Source organism: Neisseria sicca (assembly GCF_003044565.1).
Taxonomy (GTDB): Bacteria; Pseudomonadota; Gammaproteobacteria; order Burkholderiales; family Neisseriaceae; genus Neisseria; species Neisseria sicca_A.
The window spans coordinates 409,650-429,567 of sequence record NZ_POXG01000001.1 but is presented as its reverse complement, the minus strand read 5'-3'; the positions used below and the strand labels follow the sequence as shown (position 1 = coordinate 429,567).

Annotated in this window: 16 protein-coding genes; 4 read left to right on the top strand and 12 right to left on the bottom strand. The window is 51.0% G+C overall.

Translation table 11 applies throughout. The features are described from left to right. Positions 1–77: 77 nt before the first annotated feature. The 3 genes from patB to rph all read right to left on the bottom strand — a co-directional run bounded on the left by patB (position 78) and on the right by rph (position 3,754). The gene (gene patB, locus DBZ16_RS02190; protein ID WP_107812771.1) at positions 78–1,154 is read right to left on the bottom strand and encodes a peptidoglycan O-acetyltransferase PatB; all 1,077 of its coding nucleotides are present in this window, start codon (positions 1,152–1,154) and stop codon (positions 78–80) included. 15 nt (positions 1,155–1,169) lie between these two features. After that, the gene (locus DBZ16_RS02185) at positions 1,170–2,606 is read right to left on the bottom strand and encodes an MBOAT family O-acyltransferase (protein ID WP_107812770.1); all 1,437 of its coding nucleotides are present in this window, start codon (positions 2,604–2,606) and stop codon (positions 1,170–1,172) included. A gap of 422 nt (positions 2,607–3,028) precedes the next feature. Beyond that, on the bottom strand, positions 3,029–3,754 hold the full coding sequence (gene rph / locus DBZ16_RS02180) for a ribonuclease PH (protein ID WP_107812769.1): 726 nt from the start codon (positions 3,752–3,754) through the stop codon (positions 3,029–3,031). Positions 3,755–3,844: 90 nt separating this feature from the next. On the opposite strand from rph, the gene DBZ16_RS02175 reads away from it, so the two are divergent. Both DBZ16_RS02175 and DBZ16_RS02170 read left to right on the top strand, forming a co-directional pair. Beyond that, positions 3,845–4,462 (top strand): hypothetical protein, encoded by a 618-nt coding sequence (locus tag DBZ16_RS02175; protein ID WP_240600145.1) that lies wholly within the window; start codon positions 3,845–3,847, stop codon positions 4,460–4,462. Between the two features lie 10 nt (positions 4,463–4,472). Then, entirely contained in the window at positions 4,473–4,814 is a 342-nt protein-coding gene (locus tag DBZ16_RS02170; protein WP_107812768.1) for a hypothetical protein, read from the top strand. 150 nt (positions 4,815–4,964) lie between these two features. Here the strand turns inward: DBZ16_RS02170 and DBZ16_RS02165 are convergent, their stop codons facing one another. Continuing rightward, the gene (locus DBZ16_RS02165; protein ID WP_107812767.1) at positions 4,965–5,369 is read right to left on the bottom strand and encodes a hypothetical protein; all 405 of its coding nucleotides are present in this window, start codon (positions 5,367–5,369) and stop codon (positions 4,965–4,967) included. A 210-nt stretch (positions 5,370–5,579) separates the two neighbouring features. Next, the gene (gene ilvA / locus DBZ16_RS02160) at positions 5,580–7,106 is read right to left on the bottom strand and encodes a threonine ammonia-lyase, biosynthetic (protein ID WP_107812766.1); all 1,527 of its coding nucleotides are present in this window, start codon (positions 7,104–7,106) and stop codon (positions 5,580–5,582) included. 215 nt (positions 7,107–7,321) lie between these two features. Here ilvA and DBZ16_RS02155 point away from each other — a divergent pair, with 215 nt between their 5' ends. After that, complete coding sequence (locus DBZ16_RS02155) at positions 7,322–8,575, top strand: D-alanyl-D-alanine carboxypeptidase family protein (protein WP_107812765.1); 1,254 nt, start codon at positions 7,322–7,324, stop codon at positions 8,573–8,575. A gap of 82 nt (positions 8,576–8,657) precedes the next feature. Here DBZ16_RS02155 and DBZ16_RS02150 read toward each other — a convergent pair whose 3' ends face one another. From DBZ16_RS02150 to DBZ16_RS02120, 7 genes are all read right to left on the bottom strand, one after another. After that, positions 8,658–9,581 carry an RluA family pseudouridine synthase gene (locus DBZ16_RS02150; protein ID WP_107812764.1) on the bottom strand — a complete coding sequence of 308 codons (924 nt, stop codon included), beginning with the start codon at positions 9,579–9,581 and terminating at the stop codon, positions 8,658–8,660. Between the two features lie 463 nt (positions 9,582–10,044). Next, on the bottom strand, positions 10,045–12,072 hold the full coding sequence (locus DBZ16_RS02145) for a BCCT family transporter (protein ID WP_107813096.1): 2,028 nt from the start codon (positions 12,070–12,072) through the stop codon (positions 10,045–10,047). Between the two features lie 412 nt (positions 12,073–12,484). Further along, positions 12,485–12,853, bottom strand: coding sequence for a hypothetical protein (locus tag DBZ16_RS16270; protein ID WP_240600142.1), 369 nt, complete (start codon positions 12,851–12,853; stop codon positions 12,485–12,487). Further along, positions 12,829–13,389, bottom strand: coding sequence for a hypothetical protein (locus tag DBZ16_RS16265; protein WP_240600140.1), 561 nt, complete (start codon positions 13,387–13,389; stop codon positions 12,829–12,831). The genes DBZ16_RS16270 and DBZ16_RS16265 overlap by 25 nt, the downstream gene beginning before the upstream one ends. A gap of 555 nt (positions 13,390–13,944) precedes the next feature. Then, complete coding sequence (locus DBZ16_RS02130; RefSeq protein WP_107812763.1) at positions 13,945–15,204, bottom strand: glutamate-5-semialdehyde dehydrogenase; 1,260 nt, start codon at positions 15,202–15,204, stop codon at positions 13,945–13,947. Between the two features lie 362 nt (positions 15,205–15,566). Further along, complete coding sequence (locus tag DBZ16_RS02125) at positions 15,567–16,250, bottom strand: 16S rRNA pseudouridine(516) synthase (RefSeq protein ID WP_107812762.1); 684 nt, start codon at positions 16,248–16,250, stop codon at positions 15,567–15,569. A gap of 40 nt (positions 16,251–16,290) precedes the next feature. Further along, complete coding sequence (locus tag DBZ16_RS02120) at positions 16,291–17,409, bottom strand: methyltransferase (RefSeq protein ID WP_107812761.1); 1,119 nt, start codon at positions 17,407–17,409, stop codon at positions 16,291–16,293. Between the two features lie 427 nt (positions 17,410–17,836). Here DBZ16_RS02120 and DBZ16_RS02115 point away from each other — a divergent pair, with 427 nt between their 5' ends. Then, positions 17,837–19,630 (top strand): 2-isopropylmalate synthase, encoded by a 1,794-nt coding sequence (locus tag DBZ16_RS02115; protein ID WP_107812760.1) that lies wholly within the window; start codon positions 17,837–17,839, stop codon positions 19,628–19,630. The last annotated feature ends 288 nt before the right edge of the window (positions 19,631–19,918 follow it).

Below are 19,918 nucleotides of genomic sequence, written 5' to 3'. Positions count from 1 at the left end.
ACGCGGCGGAGGGCTATTGTAACGAAAAAGACGGCATTGGATAAACAAAACGCCGTCCTTTTGCTGCCGATACGGGCTTAACGTGCGGATAATTGTTCCGTGCGTTCCTCGCCGTTCATTTCAGGGGTCGTCTGAAAAACGATTTTTTCCATGATTTTATCCGCGAGCAGTTTTTGTCCTTCAGCAGAGAAGTGGATGCCGTCTTTGCTGCGGTAGCGGATGATTTTTCCATTGATGTTGACGGAGTCGGCGTAGGTGTCCGAGCCGTTGCTGAGGAGCTTGTCGGTCGGTATCCACAAGGCTTTTGGACTAATCTCGTCTGCTAAAAGTTTGTCGAGATATCGCATTTGCTTGTTAAGTTTTGCCTGTTTCATATAAGGAATGCCCATCCAAATGACTTGGACGTGGTGTTGCTCGGCGGCGGTCAGGATGCGGTTGACGCGGCTGAGGTATTCTTCTGACCATTCGCGCGAGGCGAATTTCAGGTATTTTTTGCCTTTCGGGAAGTCCCACGGGTCGTTAGGGCCGAGGAAGACGACCAGAAGGCGGATGTCGGTTTGTTGTTTCAGCGTCTGCTCGATGGTGTTCGGCCAGTCGAAAAACTTGGGATAGGACAATCCGGTACTTTGTTTGCTTAAGTTTACCGACTGGATGCCGTATTGTTTTTTCAGGCTTCTTTCGACAAAAGGCGCAACGCCCTGCATCATCGAGTCGCCCGCAAAAAAGACTTTGTCGCCTTGTCCGAGAACGATATTGGCAGGTGGGGTAATAGGGAGATGATGTGCTTCGGGTTGTCCGCCGTGTTGCGCCGTTTGAGCTTGGCGTCCGTTGGCGGGACGGTTTTTTTCGTGCGGTTCGGACGCATTGAGCTGCGCATTTTGTTCAGACGACCCGTCGTCTTCAGCGATTTGAGGTTCCGGTTCGGCAATCACAGGCTGTCCTGCCAAACGTGCTTTGAGGTCGTCTGAAAAGGCGTATGCGTCTTGTTGCAGCTTCGCGCCCGTGCGCCACCATTCGTATTCGGACAACGGCTCCAGCGGCGAAGCCTGATGATAAGTCTGCTGCCAATAGGCATTAATGGAGTCTTGGCTGAACCACGCCGCGCCAAAGGTACAAACCAAAAGGGAAGCAAACAGGGAAATAAAGCGTTTCATATTCTGATTGTCCTTTTAAAAGTCGGCGTAAATAAAGCCCGGAATGCCCGACGGCGCCAATACGATAATCAACACCAACGCCAGCGTCAGCGGTATAAACCAAAGCCACATCGGCATTTTTTCCAACGCCGCCACCGCGCCGTCAAACAGGCGAAGCAAATACGGGTAGAGCAAAATCATCAGACCAAACGCGGCAAGCAGCAGGATATCTGCCTGCTTCGGCGCAGCCCAACCTGTTTCGTTGGTAAATAAGGCATCAAAAACCATCTGCGTATCGGCGAGGCTGCCGGTGTTGAACACGACGAAAGTGAAGCAGACGAAATGAAAAGTGACGAACCAGGCAAGCGGTCGCAAGATTTTCAGACGACGTGAACCGTCCCGACCGAATATCTTGTCGCCGCAGTTGAGCAAAATTAATGCCACGCCGTGCAGCGCGCCCCACAGCAGGAAATTCCAGCCGTAGCCGTGCCAAACGCCCGACAATACCATCGCCAGCAACAAGTTAAACTGCGTCAGGACGAAGCCGTGTTTGTTGCCGCCCAAAGGAATATAAATGTAGTCGCGTATCCAAGTGGAAAGGCTGATGTGCCAACGGTTCCAGAAGTCGCGGATATTGAACGCGCGCAGCGGTGCGGCAAAGTTTTTCGGCAGGCGGAAACCGAGCAGCATCGCCATCCCGATAACCAAATCCGAATAGCCTGAAAAATCAAAGAAAAGCTGGAAGGTATAGCCGTACACCCCCGACAACACGCCCCAGCCGTCAAATTGGGCGGGATTCTCGAAAACGGGCGATACCCAGCCTTCTCCCAGCGCACCCGCCAACCACCACTTTTTAGCAATGCCCAGCAAAATCAAGCACACCGCCAGCGCTGGGCGTACCAATGCGCGCGTTTCGGCAGTCCGAATCTGCGCCAAAGCCCCCGCCTGTTCGCCGTCTATGCTCTTAAACGCCGCCGCGCGGATAATCGGACCGGAAGTAATGGTCGGGAAAAAGCTCAAATGCAGCAGCAACTCATGCCACGCAAAGCGGTCGCCCATCGGATGGCGGCAGCAGTACACCAAATAAGCCAAAGATTGAAACGTGTAATAAGACAGCCCCAAAGGCATCAAGATATCGACAATCTCGCTCTGCCCCGTGTATTGGCGGATAAACGGGCGGAAAAAATCGAAATATTTGAAGAAACACAATACTGCCAAAGCAGTCGCTACGCCGAAGCCCAGCCAGAATTTCCGTATGTTTTCGTTTTCAGACGACATCAACAGGCCGAGCAAATGCACGCAGGACGAATAGCAGGCAATCACGGCGGCAAAGATAGGATTCAAGTGATACAGCCAACCCATACCCGCTAGCAGAAGCAAAATATTCTGCACCGACGGCATACGGAAAAATGCCCAATAAAGAGGCAGAAAAGCAATAAAAAATACTGCGAATTCAATCGACAGCAACGGCATAAGTGTTCCTTGAAATTTTTATTATTCAGATGCCCCGAAATATAGGTTTGGCAACTCGAAGCGAACCATATATTGTAAATAAGTGTTTGAATTTATACAACTAACGCTAATCTTGTTTTAGGACCGCTCGTCTGAATTAGGGACGATTTAATATGGCGTTTGTCATAAATATCGTATTGGATAAGCAGGATTTTTTAAAATTTCAGATGCAAAAAAGCAGGTTGGACAGCTTATACCGATTGCCTACATTTTTCCCCTAATTTCAACTAATGACCTGATTAAAGATGAAAAAAAGCAGATTCGGGGTAAAGATGCCAGTAAGATGCTTGAACCTTGACGAGTTTTACCTTGAATCTGCTATTTAATACGGTTTGGTTTTTTAAGAACTAATGATCTTGTTCTTTATTATCAAGTATTTGTAATTATAAAGAAAGCGCGGCTTGCTGATGTGCCGTCAATTCGGCAATGCCTTTTTGCGCTAGCGCGATCAGTTTGCCCAATTCGTCCAAACTGAACGGCGCGCCTTCCGCTGTGCCCTGTATTTCGATGATTTTGCCTGAAGCGGTCATAACGATGTTGACATCGCTGTCGCAGCCGGAGTCTTCCGGATAGTCCAAATCCAAAAGCGGCACGCCGTTTACTACGCCCGCGGATACGGCGGCAACGGCTTCGCGGATGGGGTTTTCACTAATAAGGTCGTCTGAAAGCAGCTTGTTGGCCGCAATTTGCAGGGCGACGAACGCGCCGGTAATAGACGCGGTGCGCGTACCGCCGTCTGCCTGAATCACATCGCAATCAATCAGGATTTGGCGTTCGCCCAGTTTTTCCATATCCACGACGGCGCGTAGCGAACGCCCGATCAGGCGCTGGATTTCTTGAGTGCGCCCCGACTGTTTGCCCGCCGCGGCTTCACGGCGCATACGCGAGGCAGTGGAAGCGGGCAACATCCCGTATTCGGCAGTAACCCAGCCCTGACCTTTGCCGCGAAGAAACGGCGGGACGTTTTCGTCGATGGAAGCAGTGCAAATAACCTTGGTGTTGCCGCATTCGATCAGGCACGAACCGTCGGCGTGCGGCAGAAAGTGCGGAGTGATTTTGATGTCGCGCAGGCTGTCGGCAGCGCGCGAGGTGCGGGTGTAATTGCTCATGATTTGTCCTTAGGGGGAACGGTAAAAATTTGTGGTTGGTATTATAGGGCAGAAGCCAAATGAGATGGGAAGGTCGTCTGAAAACAAAGGTTGAATCCCAAAAATAGGGGCGGTATAGTCAGTCGTGTCGAGTATTATCAGCAATTTGAATATGTGTCTGATAAGTTAATCAAATTGGGACTAAAATTAAATTCAAAAAATATTTTTGAGATCATTATTATGAATGGTGCAGAATTTAAATCATCCTATCAAAAATTTGACAATGACAGAGAGAAAGAAGAATTTCTACAAAATTACGCTGATGAGGATATGTCTGAGGAGTTGGCGAATTTTCTTTTGGATATCGGTCTAAGTTCAAAAGAATCCGATATTGCCCGCCATGAAGCATTCAGCATTTTAAGGGTGTATATAGGCGAATTTGATTATGGTTATATTTTTGAAAAAATAATTGATTTTTTTGAGAATCTTGATGAAGATATTTATCTTAGAATTGAGGCGCTGAGTATTTTAAAAAGAGCGCCAATAACTGTTAATGAAGCAGAATTTGCAATGAATGTCATCCAGAAAAATGAAAATGAGTTAATAACCAGTGCTGCACTCCAAGTTTTGACATTTCATCGGAAACTGCCTTTCATTAAATTGTATCTTAAGCAGCTAATTGAAGATAAATCAGTTTTTTCGGAAGATGCACGTATAGCTTTAGGTTAGTGAGGAGAGTATGAAAAACTTTGATAAGGATTATCACGACGCAGAAATTATCGGCTATGTTTATAAGGAAAAAAAACAAATCCTAAAATTTTTCCTCGACGATGATTCAATATTGGATTTTCAGGATGTAGTGTTTTTTGATTTTGATAATATCGGTACGCAGAATGTTATTTTTGATATTCAGACGTATCACAATCAATCATGTCCTGAATGGTTGATTGAGTCGTTTCCATCCATCAGTTTTTATGTAGAACAAAGACGGCATGAATCATATGATTTTTACTATATTTCATCATCGGTAGGGCTGGAAGCTGTGATTGTGTGTGAAGATCAAGCTGCACAGTTGGTATAGCAAGTTGCAGCCTGTATTTCCTTCTTGGTAGAAATTTATTTGTAAACCGATTCTGTACAAATCATAAAGGTCGTCTGAAACCATCAAACAGGGTTTCAGACGACCTTTATGATTTGATGATGCTTTGTCGTGTTATAAAATTCTGATTGCTTACATGCATGTGAATTCGAGCAATTTCTTTGAAAGCGGGGTTTGCATCATGTCGACAGGGAGGGTATCCACGAGGGAGTGCTCGAGAATATTCCCTTCATTGTCCAGAAAGAAAAACTCTTCCACTGTGCCTGTTTTGTTCTGACAATCGATGCGGTATATGAAGCGTGATTTAGTATAAAACTTGCCCGAATATTTCAACGGTTTGGCTTGATGGTGGCGTCCTTCTATCATCATTCTGTTTTCTGTGTTCAGGCGGATAAAGCTGTTGCCGTACATGCGGAATCCTTTTGATTCGTCGGTATGAATCAATTTCCAATGTTCAGGTTTATCGTAGTCGGCATATTGTGCATAAATTGGGAGGGATACGAGCAGGTAGAGCAGGGGGAAGAAAGTTTTGTTCATGGCGGTATTAGGGTTGTTTTGAAAACAGAGGGATTTGCGTTGTCTTGTTTTAAAAGAAAACCGGATTTTAAAGAGAGTGAATAATCCGCTCCGCGCTATTTTTATGGGTTTGGAGTTTTGGAATTTAACATTGTCCTGCTGTATTGAAAGAATAGGTCGTCTGAAACCATAAAAAAGGTTTTCAGACGACCTTCATATTGCACATTCCTATCAAGCGAGGAAGAGGCGGTATGCGGCGTTTTGGGTTTCGTCCTGATAGCTGTAACCGAGGCTTTCGAGGAAGTCTTCGAATGCTTCATCGTCAGTGGTCGGGACGTCGATGCCGACGAGGATGCGGCCGTAGTCGGCGCCGTGGTTGCGGTAGTGGAAGAGGGTGATGTTCCAGCCGCCCTGCATATGGTTGAGGAAGCGGGCGAGCGCGCCGGGGCGTTCGGGGAACTCGAAGCTGATTAAGCGTTCGTGGGCGACTTTTGTTGTGCGTCCGCCGACCATGTAGCGGATGTGGATTTTGGAGATTTCGTCTTCGGTTAGGTCGACATTGGGCAGCCCGGCTTCAGTCAGTTGGCGGCTGATGACGGCGAGGTCTTGGGAACCTGCGGTTTGCAGACCGACGAAGATGTGGGCTTTTTGGTCATCGCCGTAGCGGTAGTTGAACTCGGTGATGTTGCGGCTGCCGAGCAGGTTGACGAACTTGAGAAAACTGCCGCGCTCTTCGGGGATGGTTACGGCGAAAATGCCTTCGTTGCCTTCGCCTAATTCGCTGCGTTCGGAAACGTGGCGCAGGCGGTGGAAATTCATGTTGGCGCCGCTGGTGACGGCGACGAGGGTTTGGTTTTGGATGCGGTTGCGGGCGGCATAGGTTTTCAAGCCGGCAAGGGCGAGCGCGCCGGCGGGTTCGGTGATGCTGCGGGTGTCGTCGAAGATGTCTTTGATGGCGCCGCAGATGGCGTCGGTGTCAACGGTGATGATGTCGTCCAAGAGATCGCGGCAGAGGCGGAAGGTTTCTTCGCCGACGACTTTGACGGCGGTACCGTCGGAGAAGAGGCCGACATCTTTGAGGCTGACGACTTTTCCGGCTTCTACGGATTGTTTCATGCAGCAGGAGTCTTGTGTTTGTACGCCGATGACTTTGATGCTCGGGCGAACTTGTTTGACGAATGCGGCAACACCCGCCGCCAGTCCGCCGCCGCCGATGGGGACGAAGATGGCGTGAATGTCGTCGGGGCGTTGGCGCACGATTTCCATGCCGACCGTGCCTTGTCCGGCGATAACGTCGGGGTCGTCAAACGGGGCGATGTAGGTCAGTTTTTCTTTTTCTGCCAATTCCATCGCGTAATCATAGGCATCGTTGTAGGAAACGCCTTTGAGGACGACTTCGCCGCCGCGGCTTTTGACGGCGTCGATTTTGATTTGGGGCGTGGTTTCGGGCATAACGATGACGGCGCGGCAGCCTAGACGCTGTGCCGAAAGTGCGACGCCTTGTGCGTGGTTGCCCGCGCTGGCAGCGATCACGCCGCAGGCGAGCGCTTCTTTGGGCAGTTTCGCCATTTTGTTGTACGCACCGCGGATTTTGAAGGAAAACACGGGTTGCAGGTCTTCGCGTTTGAGCAGGACGTTGTTGTTCAGACGACCCGACAGCCCGATTGCGGGTTCGAGCGAGGTTTCGACGGCAACGTCGTAAACGGAGGCGGTCAGGATGCGGATGAGGTAATCGGAATAAGATGGGCGGTTGTTCATGGTTTTGTGTGCCGGAGGAGTATTTTCGAAAGGAGTGTCTGCCGTCCGCGTCAAACTTTGTCAACAAAACGGCGGAAAGGTAAAACCATACCCTCGAGGTCGTCTGAAATCAAGAAAAATCTTAGCAAAGCGAAGATGCGGCGGTATAATGATTGCCTTTTGCGCCAAACCGCACGACGCGGTTGTTTTTATTTCTATTTCCGCACCACATTCCAATGAAAAAAACATTATCCGTATTGATCGCGGCGATGATGATTACCGCCGCGCAAGCCGCGCCGCAAGCGGCTAAAAACAACGCAGCCTCTGCAGTTGCCGCTTCCGAGCCGGCTCCTGCCGCCGCGTCCCAGCCCGAAGCCATGATGCCCAGCATCAACAGCCCCGATGCGCCGCCTGCCATTGCCGCCGCCGCATACATTGTTACCGATTTGCACAGCCATCAAGTGCTTGCCTCCAACAATATCGACACGCAGATCGAACCGGCTTCGCTGACCAAAATGATGACCGCCTACCTCACGTTCAAGGCTTTGGAAAACGGCACATTGCGCGCCGACCAAATGCTGACCGTGTCTGACGCAGGCTGGAAAATCGAAGGCTCGCGGATGTTCCTCAATCCCAAAGTCCCCGCCAGCGTGAGTGATTTGATTAAAGGCATGATTGTCCAATCCGGCAACGATGCCGCCACCACGCTTGCCGAAGCTATGGGAGGAGGCTCGGTGGACGTGTTCGTCCAACAAATGAACGAAGAAGCCAAGCGTTTGGGCATGACCAAAACCCACTTTAAAAACCCGACCGGATTGGCTACCGAAGGCCACGTTTCCACCGTCGGCGATTTAGCCATTTTGTCCGCCGCGCTGATACACGATTATCCGAAATACTATCCCGTATTTTCGATTAAATCCTTCAAATACAACAATATCGAACAGCCCAACCGCAACCTTTTGCTCTACCGCGACTCCAGCGTGGACGGCTTGAAGGCAGGGCATTCCGAAAGCGCAGGCTACAACCTTGCCGCGTCCAGCAAACGTAACGGCAGACGCATCGTGTCCATCGTCGTAGGTACTGAGTCCACCGAAGCCCGCGCTTCCGAAAGCGGCAAACTGCTCAACTGGGCATTGCAGGCATTCGACACGCCCAAGCTCTACAACAGCGGCGAAATCATTTCTAAGGTCAAAGTTTATAAAGGCAGCAGCAAATCGGTGAACGTCGGCTTCCTGGAAGACGTGTACATCACGATTCCCCACGATGCCGGACAAAACATCAAACCGATTTTAGAAACCGTCCAGCCCGTTGTCGCCCCGATCCGCAAAGGTCAAAGCTTGGGCAAACTCAAAATCGTCAAAGACGGCAAAGTCATTACCGAGAAAAACGTCGTCGCCCTGCATTCCGTTGAAGAAGGCAGCTGGTTCAGACGGATGTGGGATGATATCGTATTGTGGTTCAAAGGCTTGTTCGGCAGCAGTTCGAAATAAGCTGAGTTGATGTAAAAAGGTCGTCTGAAAATGGTTTCAGACGACCTTTGTTTTGGAATCGCATGGAACGATGGCAAAGTCCTTACAGTTCAAATCCGCTTTCAAACATCCGTTCTTCTCCGCTGATCGGGTCGGTAAACTCAATCCGTTTTGCCAGTAATCTCAAAGGTTTTTCGTAATCTTCATCCCCCGCCGCCAAAGGGGTGGGATAAAGCGCGTCATTTAGCAGCGGCATACCCAAACTCATCATATGCACCCGAAGCTGGTGTTTTTTTCCGGTATGCGGCGTCAGTCGGTAGAGGCTGAATTCGCCGCGGTTTTCAATCAATTCGACCGTTGTATGGGCGTTCGGCTCGCCTTCGATTTCTTGCGTCGTGAAAAACTGTTCCCCGCGTACCATGCGTGAAGCGACATCTAAGGGATACACCAAATCCGTCCGCGTCGGCGCGATGGCGTGATAAGTTTTACGGACGCTTTTTTCTTGAAACATCGTTTGATAATCGCGGCGTGTGGCAGGATTGTGCGACAACAGCATCACGCCCGCCGTATCTTTGTCCAAGCGGTGAACCGGCGTAATGTCTGTTACGTTCAAATGTTGCAATTCCGGACGCAGGCGCAGGCGGGTGAGCAGGGTTTCGCGCAGAAAACGTCCGCTGGGGATAACGGGCAGGAAATGCGGTTTGTCAACGACAATCAGATGGTCGTCGATGTGTAGGATTTTTTCTTCAAACGGGATGGTCGGTTCATCTTGGCTGCTGGTTTCGCGGTAATAAAACATGGTTTTGCCCGGCTCGAACAGCGTGTGTTCGTCAAACGGCACGCCGTCTGCATCGACGACGAAGCCGCTGTTCAAGCGCCTGCGCCAGTCGTTTTCGCCGACGAAGGGAAAGCGGACGCAGAGGAAATGCAACAGGGGCAGGCCGTAAAACAATTTTTCGTGCGGCAGCACCAAATAGCTGGGTTTGACGCCGTTTAAAAGCGGGAGGGGATTGGAGCGTTTTTTCATGTGGCGGATTGTACTCGGTTTCGGTCTTTTTTTCAGACGACTTCGGTCGGGTTAACGCTGTCGGGTGATATAGTGGATTAACTTTAAACCAGGATGGCGTTCCCTCGCCTTAGCTCAAAGAGAACGATTCTCTAAGGTGCTGAAGCACCAAGTGAATCGGTTCCGTACTATCTGTACTGTCTGCGGCTTCGTCGCCTTGTCCTGATTTAAAGTTAATCCACTATAATGAAGCGGTTTGCGCGGGGGAAAGATTGTGTTACGGATGATGGCAAAAGGGGTCGTCTGAAAAGCCGGACTTGGGTTTTCAGACGACGTTTTTTATTTGGTTTTTTTAAAGATGGATTGGGCGGTGGTTTTTCGTGGGCAAAGCCCACGCTACGGGGGTAGATACATGACAAAAGGTCGTCTGAAAACGGGAAATCCGTTTTCAGACGACCTTGGTTACAACTTATTCAAACAAAACTTATTCCGCCAATTCGGTTTGCTGGTGTGACATGAGTTCTTGTCCGACATTGGTCAGGAGGTTGAGGTAACGCTCGTACTGCTTGAGGATGTCGGCAATGAGTTCGCGGCGGTTCATGTATTGCACGTCGTAGCCGCTGCGGCCGTCGAAGAAGTAGGTGTAGGGCTCGTAGGTTACGTTGTGGCGGATGTGCGGGAGGTGGCCGTCTTTGATAAGTTGTTCGGACACTTCGCGCTTGATAGTTTTAATGCCATACATGAAGTCGCGCAGGGACTCTTTGTGGATGGTAAATTCGACGGCAGGCTCTTCGCGGTCGAAGTGGGTTTGGATGTTGACGCTCAGGCTGTATTTGTCGGACAGCTCCTCGCCCAGTTCTCGCATGGCGGGCAGGGCGGTGGTTTTGAGGAACTTGAGAATGTCTTGTTCCTGCGTTTGGTTCAGCATACGCTCGAGCCTGTCCTGCCAGTTGTCGCCGCTCCAATAGACGCTGGAAGCGGTAACGGCGGTGCTGAAGTATTTGTGGTCGGCGTTTAGTCCGCGCATGAGGCTGAAACACATAACCAACATGAGCATGGCGAAAGGCAGGGCGACGATGAGGGTCATGGTTTGCAGGGTGGGCAGTCCGCCGAAGCGCAAGAGGACGATGGCTGCGGCTGACATCAACAGCCCCCACATCACTGCCTGCCAACGCGGAGCGGTTAGGCTTTTGTCGCGGGAGGCGATGTTGTTGAGAACGTAAATGCCGGAGTCGGCGGAGGTAATGAAGAATAGGGCGATAACCGTCAGGCTGATGAATCCGGTAATAGTCGGCAGCGGCAGGTATTCGAGGAAGCGGAAGAGGAGTTTTTCAGGCGTGCCGGTCAATGCGCCGAGCGCGCCTCCTGCGACGTGGTCGTTAATCCAAATGGCGGTGTCGCCGAAGATGGTAAACCAGATGACGCAGAACAAGGAGGGAACTGCCAAAACGCCGAAAATAAATTCGCGTATGGTGCGTCCGCGCGAAATGCGGGCGATGAAGAGTCCGACAAAAGGCGCCCAAGAACACCACCACGCCCAGTATAAGATGGTCCAGCCGCCGAACCATTCAGTATGGTTTTGTTCGTAGCTGTACGTTTTGAAACTGAGTTGTATGAGGTTGCTCAGGTAAGTACCGAGATTGTCGTTGAAAGCGGAAAGCAGGTGGAGGGTCGGGCCGGTGGCGAGGACGAAAACCATCAGTACGAAGGCAAGGGTCAAGTTCATCTCGCTCAACATTTTAACGCCTTTGCCTATGCCGGAGGCGGCGGAGGCGACTGCCAAACCCATGACGGCGAAAATCACGATGGTTTGTACGGAAAAAGTGTTTTCGCTTATCCAGCCGATTTGTGCCAAACCCGCGCCCAACTGCGCCGCGCCGAAGCCGAGCGTGGTAATGATGCCGAACAGGGTGGCGACCAGCGCGAGTATGTCGATGATGTCGCCTGCCTTACCGTCGATTTTCTCTTTTAGCAGCGGATAAAAGCAGGAGCGCAGGGAAAGCGGGAGTTTGTAGCGGAAGGCAAAATAGGCGAGCGCCAACGCCATGGCGGCGTAAACCGACCAGGCATGTACGCCCCAGTGGAAGAGGGTGTGGAGCAACGCATCCTGCTGCCTTGCGCCGCTGCCGCCTTCGGTAATTGGGGACAGATAGTGGGTGAGCGGTTCGGCGACGCCGAAAAACATCAACCCGACCCCCATACCCGCCGCGAACAGCATGGCGAGCCAAGACCAAAAGCTAAATTCAGGCTCTTCTTCGTTACTGCCCAGCTTGATGTTGCCGAAGCTGCTGACCGAAAGTGCGAGCAGGAAGAAGAAGAAGGCTGAAAACGCCAAGATGTAAAACCAACTGAAGTTTTTGAAAATGCCCGTTTTGGCGGCATTGAGGACGGTTTCCGCCTGTTGAGGCACCAAAAGTGCGATGCTGATGACCAGCAGCACGAAGGACAGCGTAACGGAAACAACGAAGGGATTGAACGAAGAGCGGTTGCGTAAGAAATGAAATAAAGACAAACCTTGACCTCCTTTGGGATGGTGAGGCAGGCGGACGCGGGCGCAAGGCCGTATATGGTTGATTAACAAAAACTGGGAATAAAACATGGTCTGTCGGACAGGGTCCGAGACTTTCCCGATTTTTGGTAATCCACTATAAAACGCAGACAAAAAACGAATGGCGTTTAAACCGTCCTGCCGGACGAAAAACAAGGGAAAAAGAGAGTAAAAACGCACAGATGAATGAGCCGTAATGAGGGCCGGGTGAGACAAAATGGATGATGATTATTTCTTTGTTTGAAGGAATAATAACAAAATCAGGGGATTGTTTCAAATTGGGAAAGATTTGTGTGTATTTGGACAAGAAAAATGGCGGCGATAAAATGGACAAAGGGGTCGTCTGAAACGCCTTTCAGACGACCCCTCGTCAGTGTTATGAGCCATTACTTCTATCTACTTTCTTAAACGACAGCCAAATGCAGGCGCCGACCGATATCAGCCAAGCCACCAGCAGCCAATACGGGTTGAGCAAATGGGCGTAGGGGTTCAAATCGGGATTCTTGATGGGCGGCAGATAAACCATAACGCCGAAGTAGGCAGACGATAGGGCAAGGCAGCTCAAAATGCCTTTTTGGTCTTTGCGCAGACGCATCAGCATTGCCGTCAAACCGCTTGCCACCATGGCGGCAAAACCAAAGAAAGTCATCGGGATAAAGTGTGCGCTCCAAGCCTGTACGTCGGGGAAGGCGGAATCCGGCTGCATCAGGAGGGCGCAAGTCAGGAAAATCGGCGTGCCTGCCAAAGCAAAAGCAAGCAGAATCCACCAGCGGTAGGAGAAAATACCTTTTTTTCAGTTGCATGTTCAAAAATAACTTGCCCCGTATGAATGCCCGCCTTTAAGGTTTTCACGGCAATTTCACGCTCCCGTTTATACCCGCTTTCACTAGGTAAAAACACCAGCCCAAAAGGAATAACGGCAAACGCATTCAATAGGCTGAATGCCGTTATTTCGTTGAAATAAGAAGTAAACAGCATCTCTACATCTTTTGACAAAAACAACGCAAACAATATCGTGGCTATGTAGGAACAGACAAAGCTGATGAGCATGGCGGTCAAGATATGCTTCAGGTTTCTACGCAAACGCAGCTGCGTCATCATCAGACCGGTAAATATGCCCCAAACCAGCATATAGCCGAGCATATAGAGCGAATAGGTAATCATTGCAGCCACAGTAGCCAGACTGCCGGCGACCAGTCCGAAAATACCGCCGTAGAGCATAGATGTAAAAAAAGCCGCCACTGCGCCGGAAGCTACGCCAAGCTGAACGGTGAGAAACACGAGTAAAACGCCGTAACACAAGGCGTAAACGGTAAAGAGCAGCGTAAGGTACGGCTTGCGCGGTTTTTCGTCCTTCAGAGCGGGTTTGTCCGACATTATGCTGGTTTCCTTTTGATGATGATTTATGGGAATCGGGGTGGTTTCAGACGACCTCTTGGGCGCAGATACTGAGCGCGGATACATCAAACTTAAAATCGTCGTATCGGATTGCGGTTAAGCCGTTATGGAAATTTGAATGATTATAATGGAATAGTTTGAATTGATGACAGCCGTATGCCGATATTGCGTTTCCGCAAAACATAGTGGATTAACTATAAACCAGTACGGCGTTGCCTCGCCTTAGCTCAAAGAGAACGATTCTCTAAAGGTGCTGAAGCACCAAGTGAATCAGTTCCGTACTATCTGTACTGTCTGCGGCTTCGTCGCCTTGTCCTGATTTAAATTTAATCCACTATAAGAAAGAGCGACAAGATTTGCCATTGCAGTAAAAAAGGTCGTCTGAAAACTGTTTTTCAGACGACCTTTTATCGGTTTATCTCTCAAGAAAGCGATGGATTACGAACGTACCTGTCCGTCACCCAAGATAATCCATTTCTGCGAAGTCAATCCGTGCAGACCGACGGGGCCGCGGACGTGGATTTTGTCGGTAGAGATGCCGATTTCCGCGCCGAGGCCGTACTCGAAACCATCGGCGAAGCGGGTGGAGGCATTGACCATGACGCTGGCGCTGTCGACCGTGCGCAGGAAAGTGCGGGCGTCGGTGTAGGATTCGGTTACGATGCTGTCGGTGTGGTGGCTGCCGTGGGTGTTGATGTGTGCGACGGCTTCTTCGAGGCTGTCGACGATTTTGATGGAGAGGATGGGGGCGAGGTATTCGGTGTCCCAGTCTTCTTCAGAGGCCGTCTGAATGTGGGGCAGGATTGACAGGGTACGCGGGCAGCCGCGCAGCTCGACGTCGCGGGCAGCGTATTTCTCCGCCAGTACGGGCAGGATTTCGGCGGCGCGGCTTTGGTGGACGAGCAGGGTTTCCATGGTGTTGCAGGTGCCGTAGCGCGAGGTTTTGGCGTTGAAGGCGATGTTGACGGCTTTGTCGGCGTCGGCGGCACGGTCGATATAGACGTGGCAGATGCCGTCGAGGTGTTTGATGACGGGTACGCGGGCTTCGGCGGCGATACGGGAAACCAGCGATTTGCCGCCGCGCGGGATGACGACGTCGATAAACTCGGGACTTTGCAGCATGGCGCCGACGCTTTCGCGGTCGGTGTTTTCAATCAGGCTGACCGCCGCTGCAGGCAGGCCGTTTTCAACTAACGCCTGCGTAATCAGTTTGGAGAGCGCCATATTGCTGTTGAAGGCTTCGCTGCCGCCGCGCAGGACGCAGGCGTTGCCGGATTTGAGGCAGAGGGCGGCGGCATCGACGGTTACGTTGGGGCGGGATTCGTAAATGATGCCGACAACGCCCAGCGGGACGCGCATTTTGCCGATTTGCAGGCCGTTTTCGCGGGTGCGGAATTCGTCCATTTCGCCGACGGGGTCGGGCAGGGCGGCAATCTGGCGCAAACCTTCGCACATGGCATCTATGGTTTTTTCGCTCAGCCGAAGGCGGTCGAGCAGGGCGTCATTCAAACCTTTCTGCGCGGCTTGTTCCATATCTTGAGCGTTGGCGGCGAGGATGGCGGTTTGATGGTGTTTGATGAGTTCGGCGGCGCGCAGGAGCGCGGCGTTTTTTTGTGCGGTCTCGGCGGCAGCGACAATATAGGAAGCCTGCTTGGCGGCGGACGCGGTGCGGCGGACGTAGTCTTGGATGTTTTGCATGGTGTTTCTGCGGGAAAAATGGGAATGGGTTGATGATAAGGTCGTCTGAACGGGAATTCAATAGGATGCAGGGAGACGGTTCAAATGATACTGGGGAAGGGGACTGAGAAAATCGCAGATAAAAAAAACCATCTATACTAAGGGGAAAAGTATAGATGGCCAAACACATTACGGGGAAAACGTCTTACTCACTTACTCACTTCTCTCGAAGCAAGTGTTACTCAGACACGCGAATTATATAATAGTTCACGAATGATGACGTTAAGTTTAGTTAATGACATCTTAACAATCATATCATCATGTTTTTAAACAAATAAAAAAATCATAATGGTTAAAATTTTTTTGAAAAAACTTCAAAATTTTCAAACTGTGATGAATTTCCACTCCCCTGAGGCTAAATTTTCTACCGTTCGTCCGTTAAATTCGTCCCGATGGAGGTGTTCGACGCGGTTGCCGGCAGCGGCGACCATGCGTTTGACTTGATGATATTTGCCTTCGGTAATGGTCATCAGCAGGGTGGTCGGATTTTCCAAAACGGCTTCGGCAGCACGGACGGTTTCGTTGTCGTCGTGCAGCAGGACGCCGTTTTTCAGCGTTTCACACAAGCTGTTATCGGCAGGATGCTTCAGGGTAACGCGGTAGATTTTGGGTACTTTGTGTTTCGGCGAGGTAACGCGGTGGTTGAACTGCCCGTCGTTGGTAATCAGCAAAACGCCCGTCGTATCCGCATCCAGCCTGCCGACCGCCTGCATGTCGATATTGCGCATATGGTCGGGGAAAAGGCTGAAAACGCTGGGGTATTGCTGCGGTTTGTGCGAGGTTTCGTAATCGGCGGGCTTGTTGAGCAGGATATAAAAATAAGGCATGGGCACGACGACGATGTCTTCGCCGTCTATGCGCAGCGTTTGGACTTCGGCGGGATCGATGTCGGCTTTGGCGTCGTTGCAGACCGTATCGTTGATTTCGACACAGTCGTTTTGAATCAGCCACTGGCATTGTTTGCGGCTGCCTATGCCTTGGGATTGGAGGTATTTGATCAGTTGCATGGGAATGGCAGGAACGGGTTTCAGACGACCTAATTGTATATCAGGACTTCGCTTTCAAACGATAGAGATAAGTGGTTTCCCGATTGCGGGCGAAGGCGAGCGGGTCGGATTCGTCGGCGGCTTTGCGGTGGTGCGGTTTGGTTTTCAGAATATCGACCACTTCTAGAGAGGTCGTCTGAAAACATTGTTCCAGAAAATCGCGGTCGCGCAGGTGCAGATGTTCCGCCAAGTCGGAAATGATTAACCACGCTTCGCCTTGCGGGTTTAAATGCTGCCGCACGCCGTTTAAGAAGGCGGTCAGCATGGCGTTGTCGGGGTCGTAGAGGGCGGTTTCGACGGCGGAAGTCGGTTTGGCGGGCAGCCACGGCGGGTTGCAGACTATCAGGTCGGCGCGTCCTTCGGGAAACAAATCGACGGCTTGGGCGGCGACTTGTTTGTCCAGCCCCAAGCGGGCGAGGTTGGCGGTTGCGCAGGCGATGGCTTTGGGATTGGTGTCGGTGGCGGTGATGTCGGGAATGCCGCGTTTGGCGAGGATGGCGGCGATAACGCCGGAGCCTGTGCCGATGTCGAACGCCGTCTGAATATGGGGATTCAACGGCGCTTGGGCGATTAAGTCCAAATATTCGCCGCGCAGGGGTGAGAACACGCCGAAGGGAACATGGATTTTGCCGCCAAGCTGCGGAATGTCTATGCCTTTTTTGTGCCATTCGTGTGCGCCGATAAAGCCCAAAAGCTGGTTAAGCGGCAGTAAAAACGGCGTGTCGTTTGGCTCGGCGGACACATCGGCAAGGGCGGCGCGGACGTCGGGCGCGCGCGGGTTGCTTAACTGAAAACCCGCGCCGATTTCGACGGCAAGCATGTTCAACACACGGCTTTGCTGCGCCTGTTTCATGCGGTGGGTGTGGAAGGTCGTCTGAATATCGGCAAGCGTGTTTTTTGTTTTTTCAGACGGCCTGCGGACGCGTTTTTTCATCGCCGCCAACACTTGCTTGGCGTTGTGGAAATCGCCCGTCCAAACGGTTGCCGTTTGGGCGTGGGCGTTTTTCAGAATATCGGCGGCATTGCTTTCATGCACATAAACCGCCTGTTTGGGCGGCTTCTGCGTGCTTTCGTTGCGCCATTCGGCAGCGGCGCGGTCGGTGGGGATAATGGGAAACATGGCGGGAAGGAGGAAGGGAAACCGGCGGCAAGTTTACTATAGTGGATTAAAATTGCAATGATACGGCGTTGCCAACGCCCTTATGTACTACCCGTACACGGCGGGCGTTGCCGCCTTGTCTCATTTTTATTTTAATCCACTATATATTTCGGCTTACGATGTATTGCCGTTATGGTGTGCAGGACATTCAAAATAAGCGAGCGTAGTTTGGGCAGTGATGCCTATTCATTTTTTAGGGGCAGTTATGTGTCGCCTGCCTTTTTGTACTCAGATATTGAAATAAAATTGGACAAAATGTATAAAATAATTCTGGATTTAAAAAGTAAATCCGTATTTTTAGAAAAATAGATTGTCGTTTTGTCTAAAATGCGTATAATCCCCTTCCAAAGCAAACCATAATTTCGATAAAGTTTGGACAAGGAACATCATGCAATTAGACATTGACCGCTTAGTTGCTTATTTCGGCGGCGTGAATGCACTTGCCGAAGCGTTGAAACAGTACGACCCCGAAAATGCCGCAACAACTGCCGCCATCTATAAATGGCGCACGCGCGGGTCGCTGCCTTTGGCGCAACTGCAAAAGCTGACCGCGCTGGCGGAAGCGCAAGGCAGGCCGCTGGATTTGAATGCTTTTTTACAAAAAAACGAATCTCTGGAGAGAACAGAAATGACACAGACCAACCGCGTAATTATTTTCGATACCACCATGCGCGACGGCGAGCAGTCGCCCGGTGCATCCATGACCAAAGAGGAGAAAATCCGCATTGCCCGCCAGTTGGAGAAAATGGGTGTGGATGTGATTGAGGCGGGTTTTGCCGCAGCCAGCCCGGGCGATTTCGAGTCGGTCAATGCGATTGCCAAAATCATCACCAAATCCACAGTCTGCTCGCTGGCGCGTGCCGTTGAAAACGATGTGCGCAAAGCGGGCGAAGCCGTTTCCCCCGCGCCGAAAAAACGCATCCATACCTTCATCGCCACCAGCCCCATCCACATGGAGCACAAACTGAAAATGAAGCCGCAGCAGGTCATTGATGCGGCGGTCAAAGCAGTGAAAATCGCCAAAGAATACACCGACGATGTGGAATTTTCCGCCGAAGACGCCGTGCGTTCGGATTTGGACTTCCTCGCCAAAATCTTTACGGCGGTTATCGAAGCGGGCGCGACCACCATCAATATTCCCGATACCGTCGGCTACTCCATCCCTTCCGTGTGGTACGAGCGTATCAGCAACATCATCAAAAGCGTGCCCAACGGCGACAAAGTAGTCTGGTCGACCCACTGCCACAACGATTTGGGGATGGCAGTTGCCAACTCGCTGGCCGCTGTTCAGGCAGGCGTGCGTCAGGTGGAATGCACCATCAACGGCTTAGGCGAACGCGCGGGCAATGCCAGCCTTGAAGAAATCGTGATGGCTTTGAAAGTGCGCCACGACCTTTTCGGCTTGGAAACCGGCATTGACACCACGCAAATCGTGCCGGTATCCAAACTGGTGTCCACCATTACCGGCTATCCGATTCAGCCCAACAAGGCGGTGGTCGGCGCAAACGCCTTTGCACACGAATCAGGCATCCATCAGGACGGCGTGTTGAAACACCCCGAAACCTATGAAATCATGACTGCCGAATCGGTCGGCTGGTCAACCAACCGCCTGACCTTGGGCAAATTGTCCGGCCGCAGCGCGTTCCGCAGCAAACTGGCGGATTTGGGCATCGAGTTGGAAAGTGAGGAAGCGCTGAACGCCGCGTTTGCCCGCTTCAAAGAACTCGCCGATAAAAAACGCGAAATCTTCGATGAAGACCTGCACGCGCTGGTGTCCGACGAAATGGGCAGCATGGGCGCCGAAAGCTACAAATTCATCTCCCAAAAAATCAGCACCGAAACCGGCGAAGAGCCGCGCGCCGACATCGTGTTCAGCATCAAAGGTGAAGAAAAACGCGCTTCCGCCACCGGCTCCGGCCCTGTCGACGCGATTTTCAAAGCGATTGAGAGCGTGGCGCAAAGCGGTGCGACTTTGCAGATTTACTCTGTCAACGCCGTAACGCAAGGCACGGAAAGTCAGGGCGAAACCAGCGTGCGGCTGGCGCGCGGCAACCGCGTCGTCAACGGACAAGGCGCGGATACCGACGTTTTGGTCGCCACTTCCAAAGCCTACCTCTCCGCCTTGAGCAAACTGGAATTTGGTTCTGCTAAACCGAAAGCGCAAGGCAGCGGTACGATTTGAGCTTAAATGGCTTGATTTGAATTTAAAAAGCAAAGAGGTCGTCTGAAAACCGGATTTTGGGTTTTCAGACGACCTTTTTTTATTTTTTCACAGAACTGAACAGGGGGAAAAAGTTAATCAAACACAGTAAAAAATACAAAACGAGTATTAAAATCAGCCATAAATTTTTAAGTTTTATACTTGAGTAAATGATATGAAACAATAAATCTAGGTCGCCTATTAAATGGACAAAAAAATACGCTGTAAGGATGAAACAGAAAATGCCAATAAACTTTCTTCCTAATAGAA

What these genes read in the sequence shown, in the direction of transcription:
- DBZ16_RS02155 (WP_107812765.1), top strand. Translation starts at nt 7,322, where the DNA reads ATGAAAAAAACATTATCCGTATTGATCGCGGCGATGATGATTACCGCC.
- DBZ16_RS02120 (WP_107812761.1), bottom strand. Translation starts at nt 17,409, where the DNA reads ATGTTTCCCATTATCCCCACCGACCGCGCCGCTGCCGAATGGCGCAAC.
- rph (WP_107812769.1), bottom strand. Translation starts at nt 3,754, where the DNA reads ATGAGCAATTACACCCGCACCTCGCGCGCTGCCGACAGCCTGCGCGAC.
- DBZ16_RS02115 (WP_107812760.1), top strand. Translation starts at nt 17,837, where the DNA reads ATGCAATTAGACATTGACCGCTTAGTTGCTTATTTCGGCGGCGTGAAT.
- ilvA (WP_107812766.1), bottom strand. Translation starts at nt 7,106, where the DNA reads ATGAACAACCGCCCATCTTATTCCGATTACCTCATCCGCATCCTGACC.
- DBZ16_RS02185 (WP_107812770.1), bottom strand. Translation starts at nt 2,606, where the DNA reads ATGCCGTTGCTGTCGATTGAATTCGCAGTATTTTTTATTGCTTTTCTG.
- DBZ16_RS02125 (WP_107812762.1), bottom strand. Translation starts at nt 16,250, where the DNA reads ATGCAACTGATCAAATACCTCCAATCCCAAGGCATAGGCAGCCGCAAA.
- DBZ16_RS02170 (WP_107812768.1), top strand. Translation starts at nt 4,473, where the DNA reads ATGAAAAACTTTGATAAGGATTATCACGACGCAGAAATTATCGGCTAT.
- DBZ16_RS02165 (WP_107812767.1), bottom strand. Translation starts at nt 5,369, where the DNA reads ATGAACAAAACTTTCTTCCCCCTGCTCTACCTGCTCGTATCCCTCCCA.
- patB (WP_107812771.1), bottom strand. Translation starts at nt 1,154, where the DNA reads ATGAAACGCTTTATTTCCCTGTTTGCTTCCCTTTTGGTTTGTACCTTT.
- DBZ16_RS02150 (WP_107812764.1), bottom strand. Translation starts at nt 9,581, where the DNA reads ATGAAAAAACGCTCCAATCCCCTCCCGCTTTTAAACGGCGTCAAACCC.
- DBZ16_RS02130 (WP_107812763.1), bottom strand. Translation starts at nt 15,204, where the DNA reads ATGCAAAACATCCAAGACTACGTCCGCCGCACCGCGTCCGCCGCCAAG.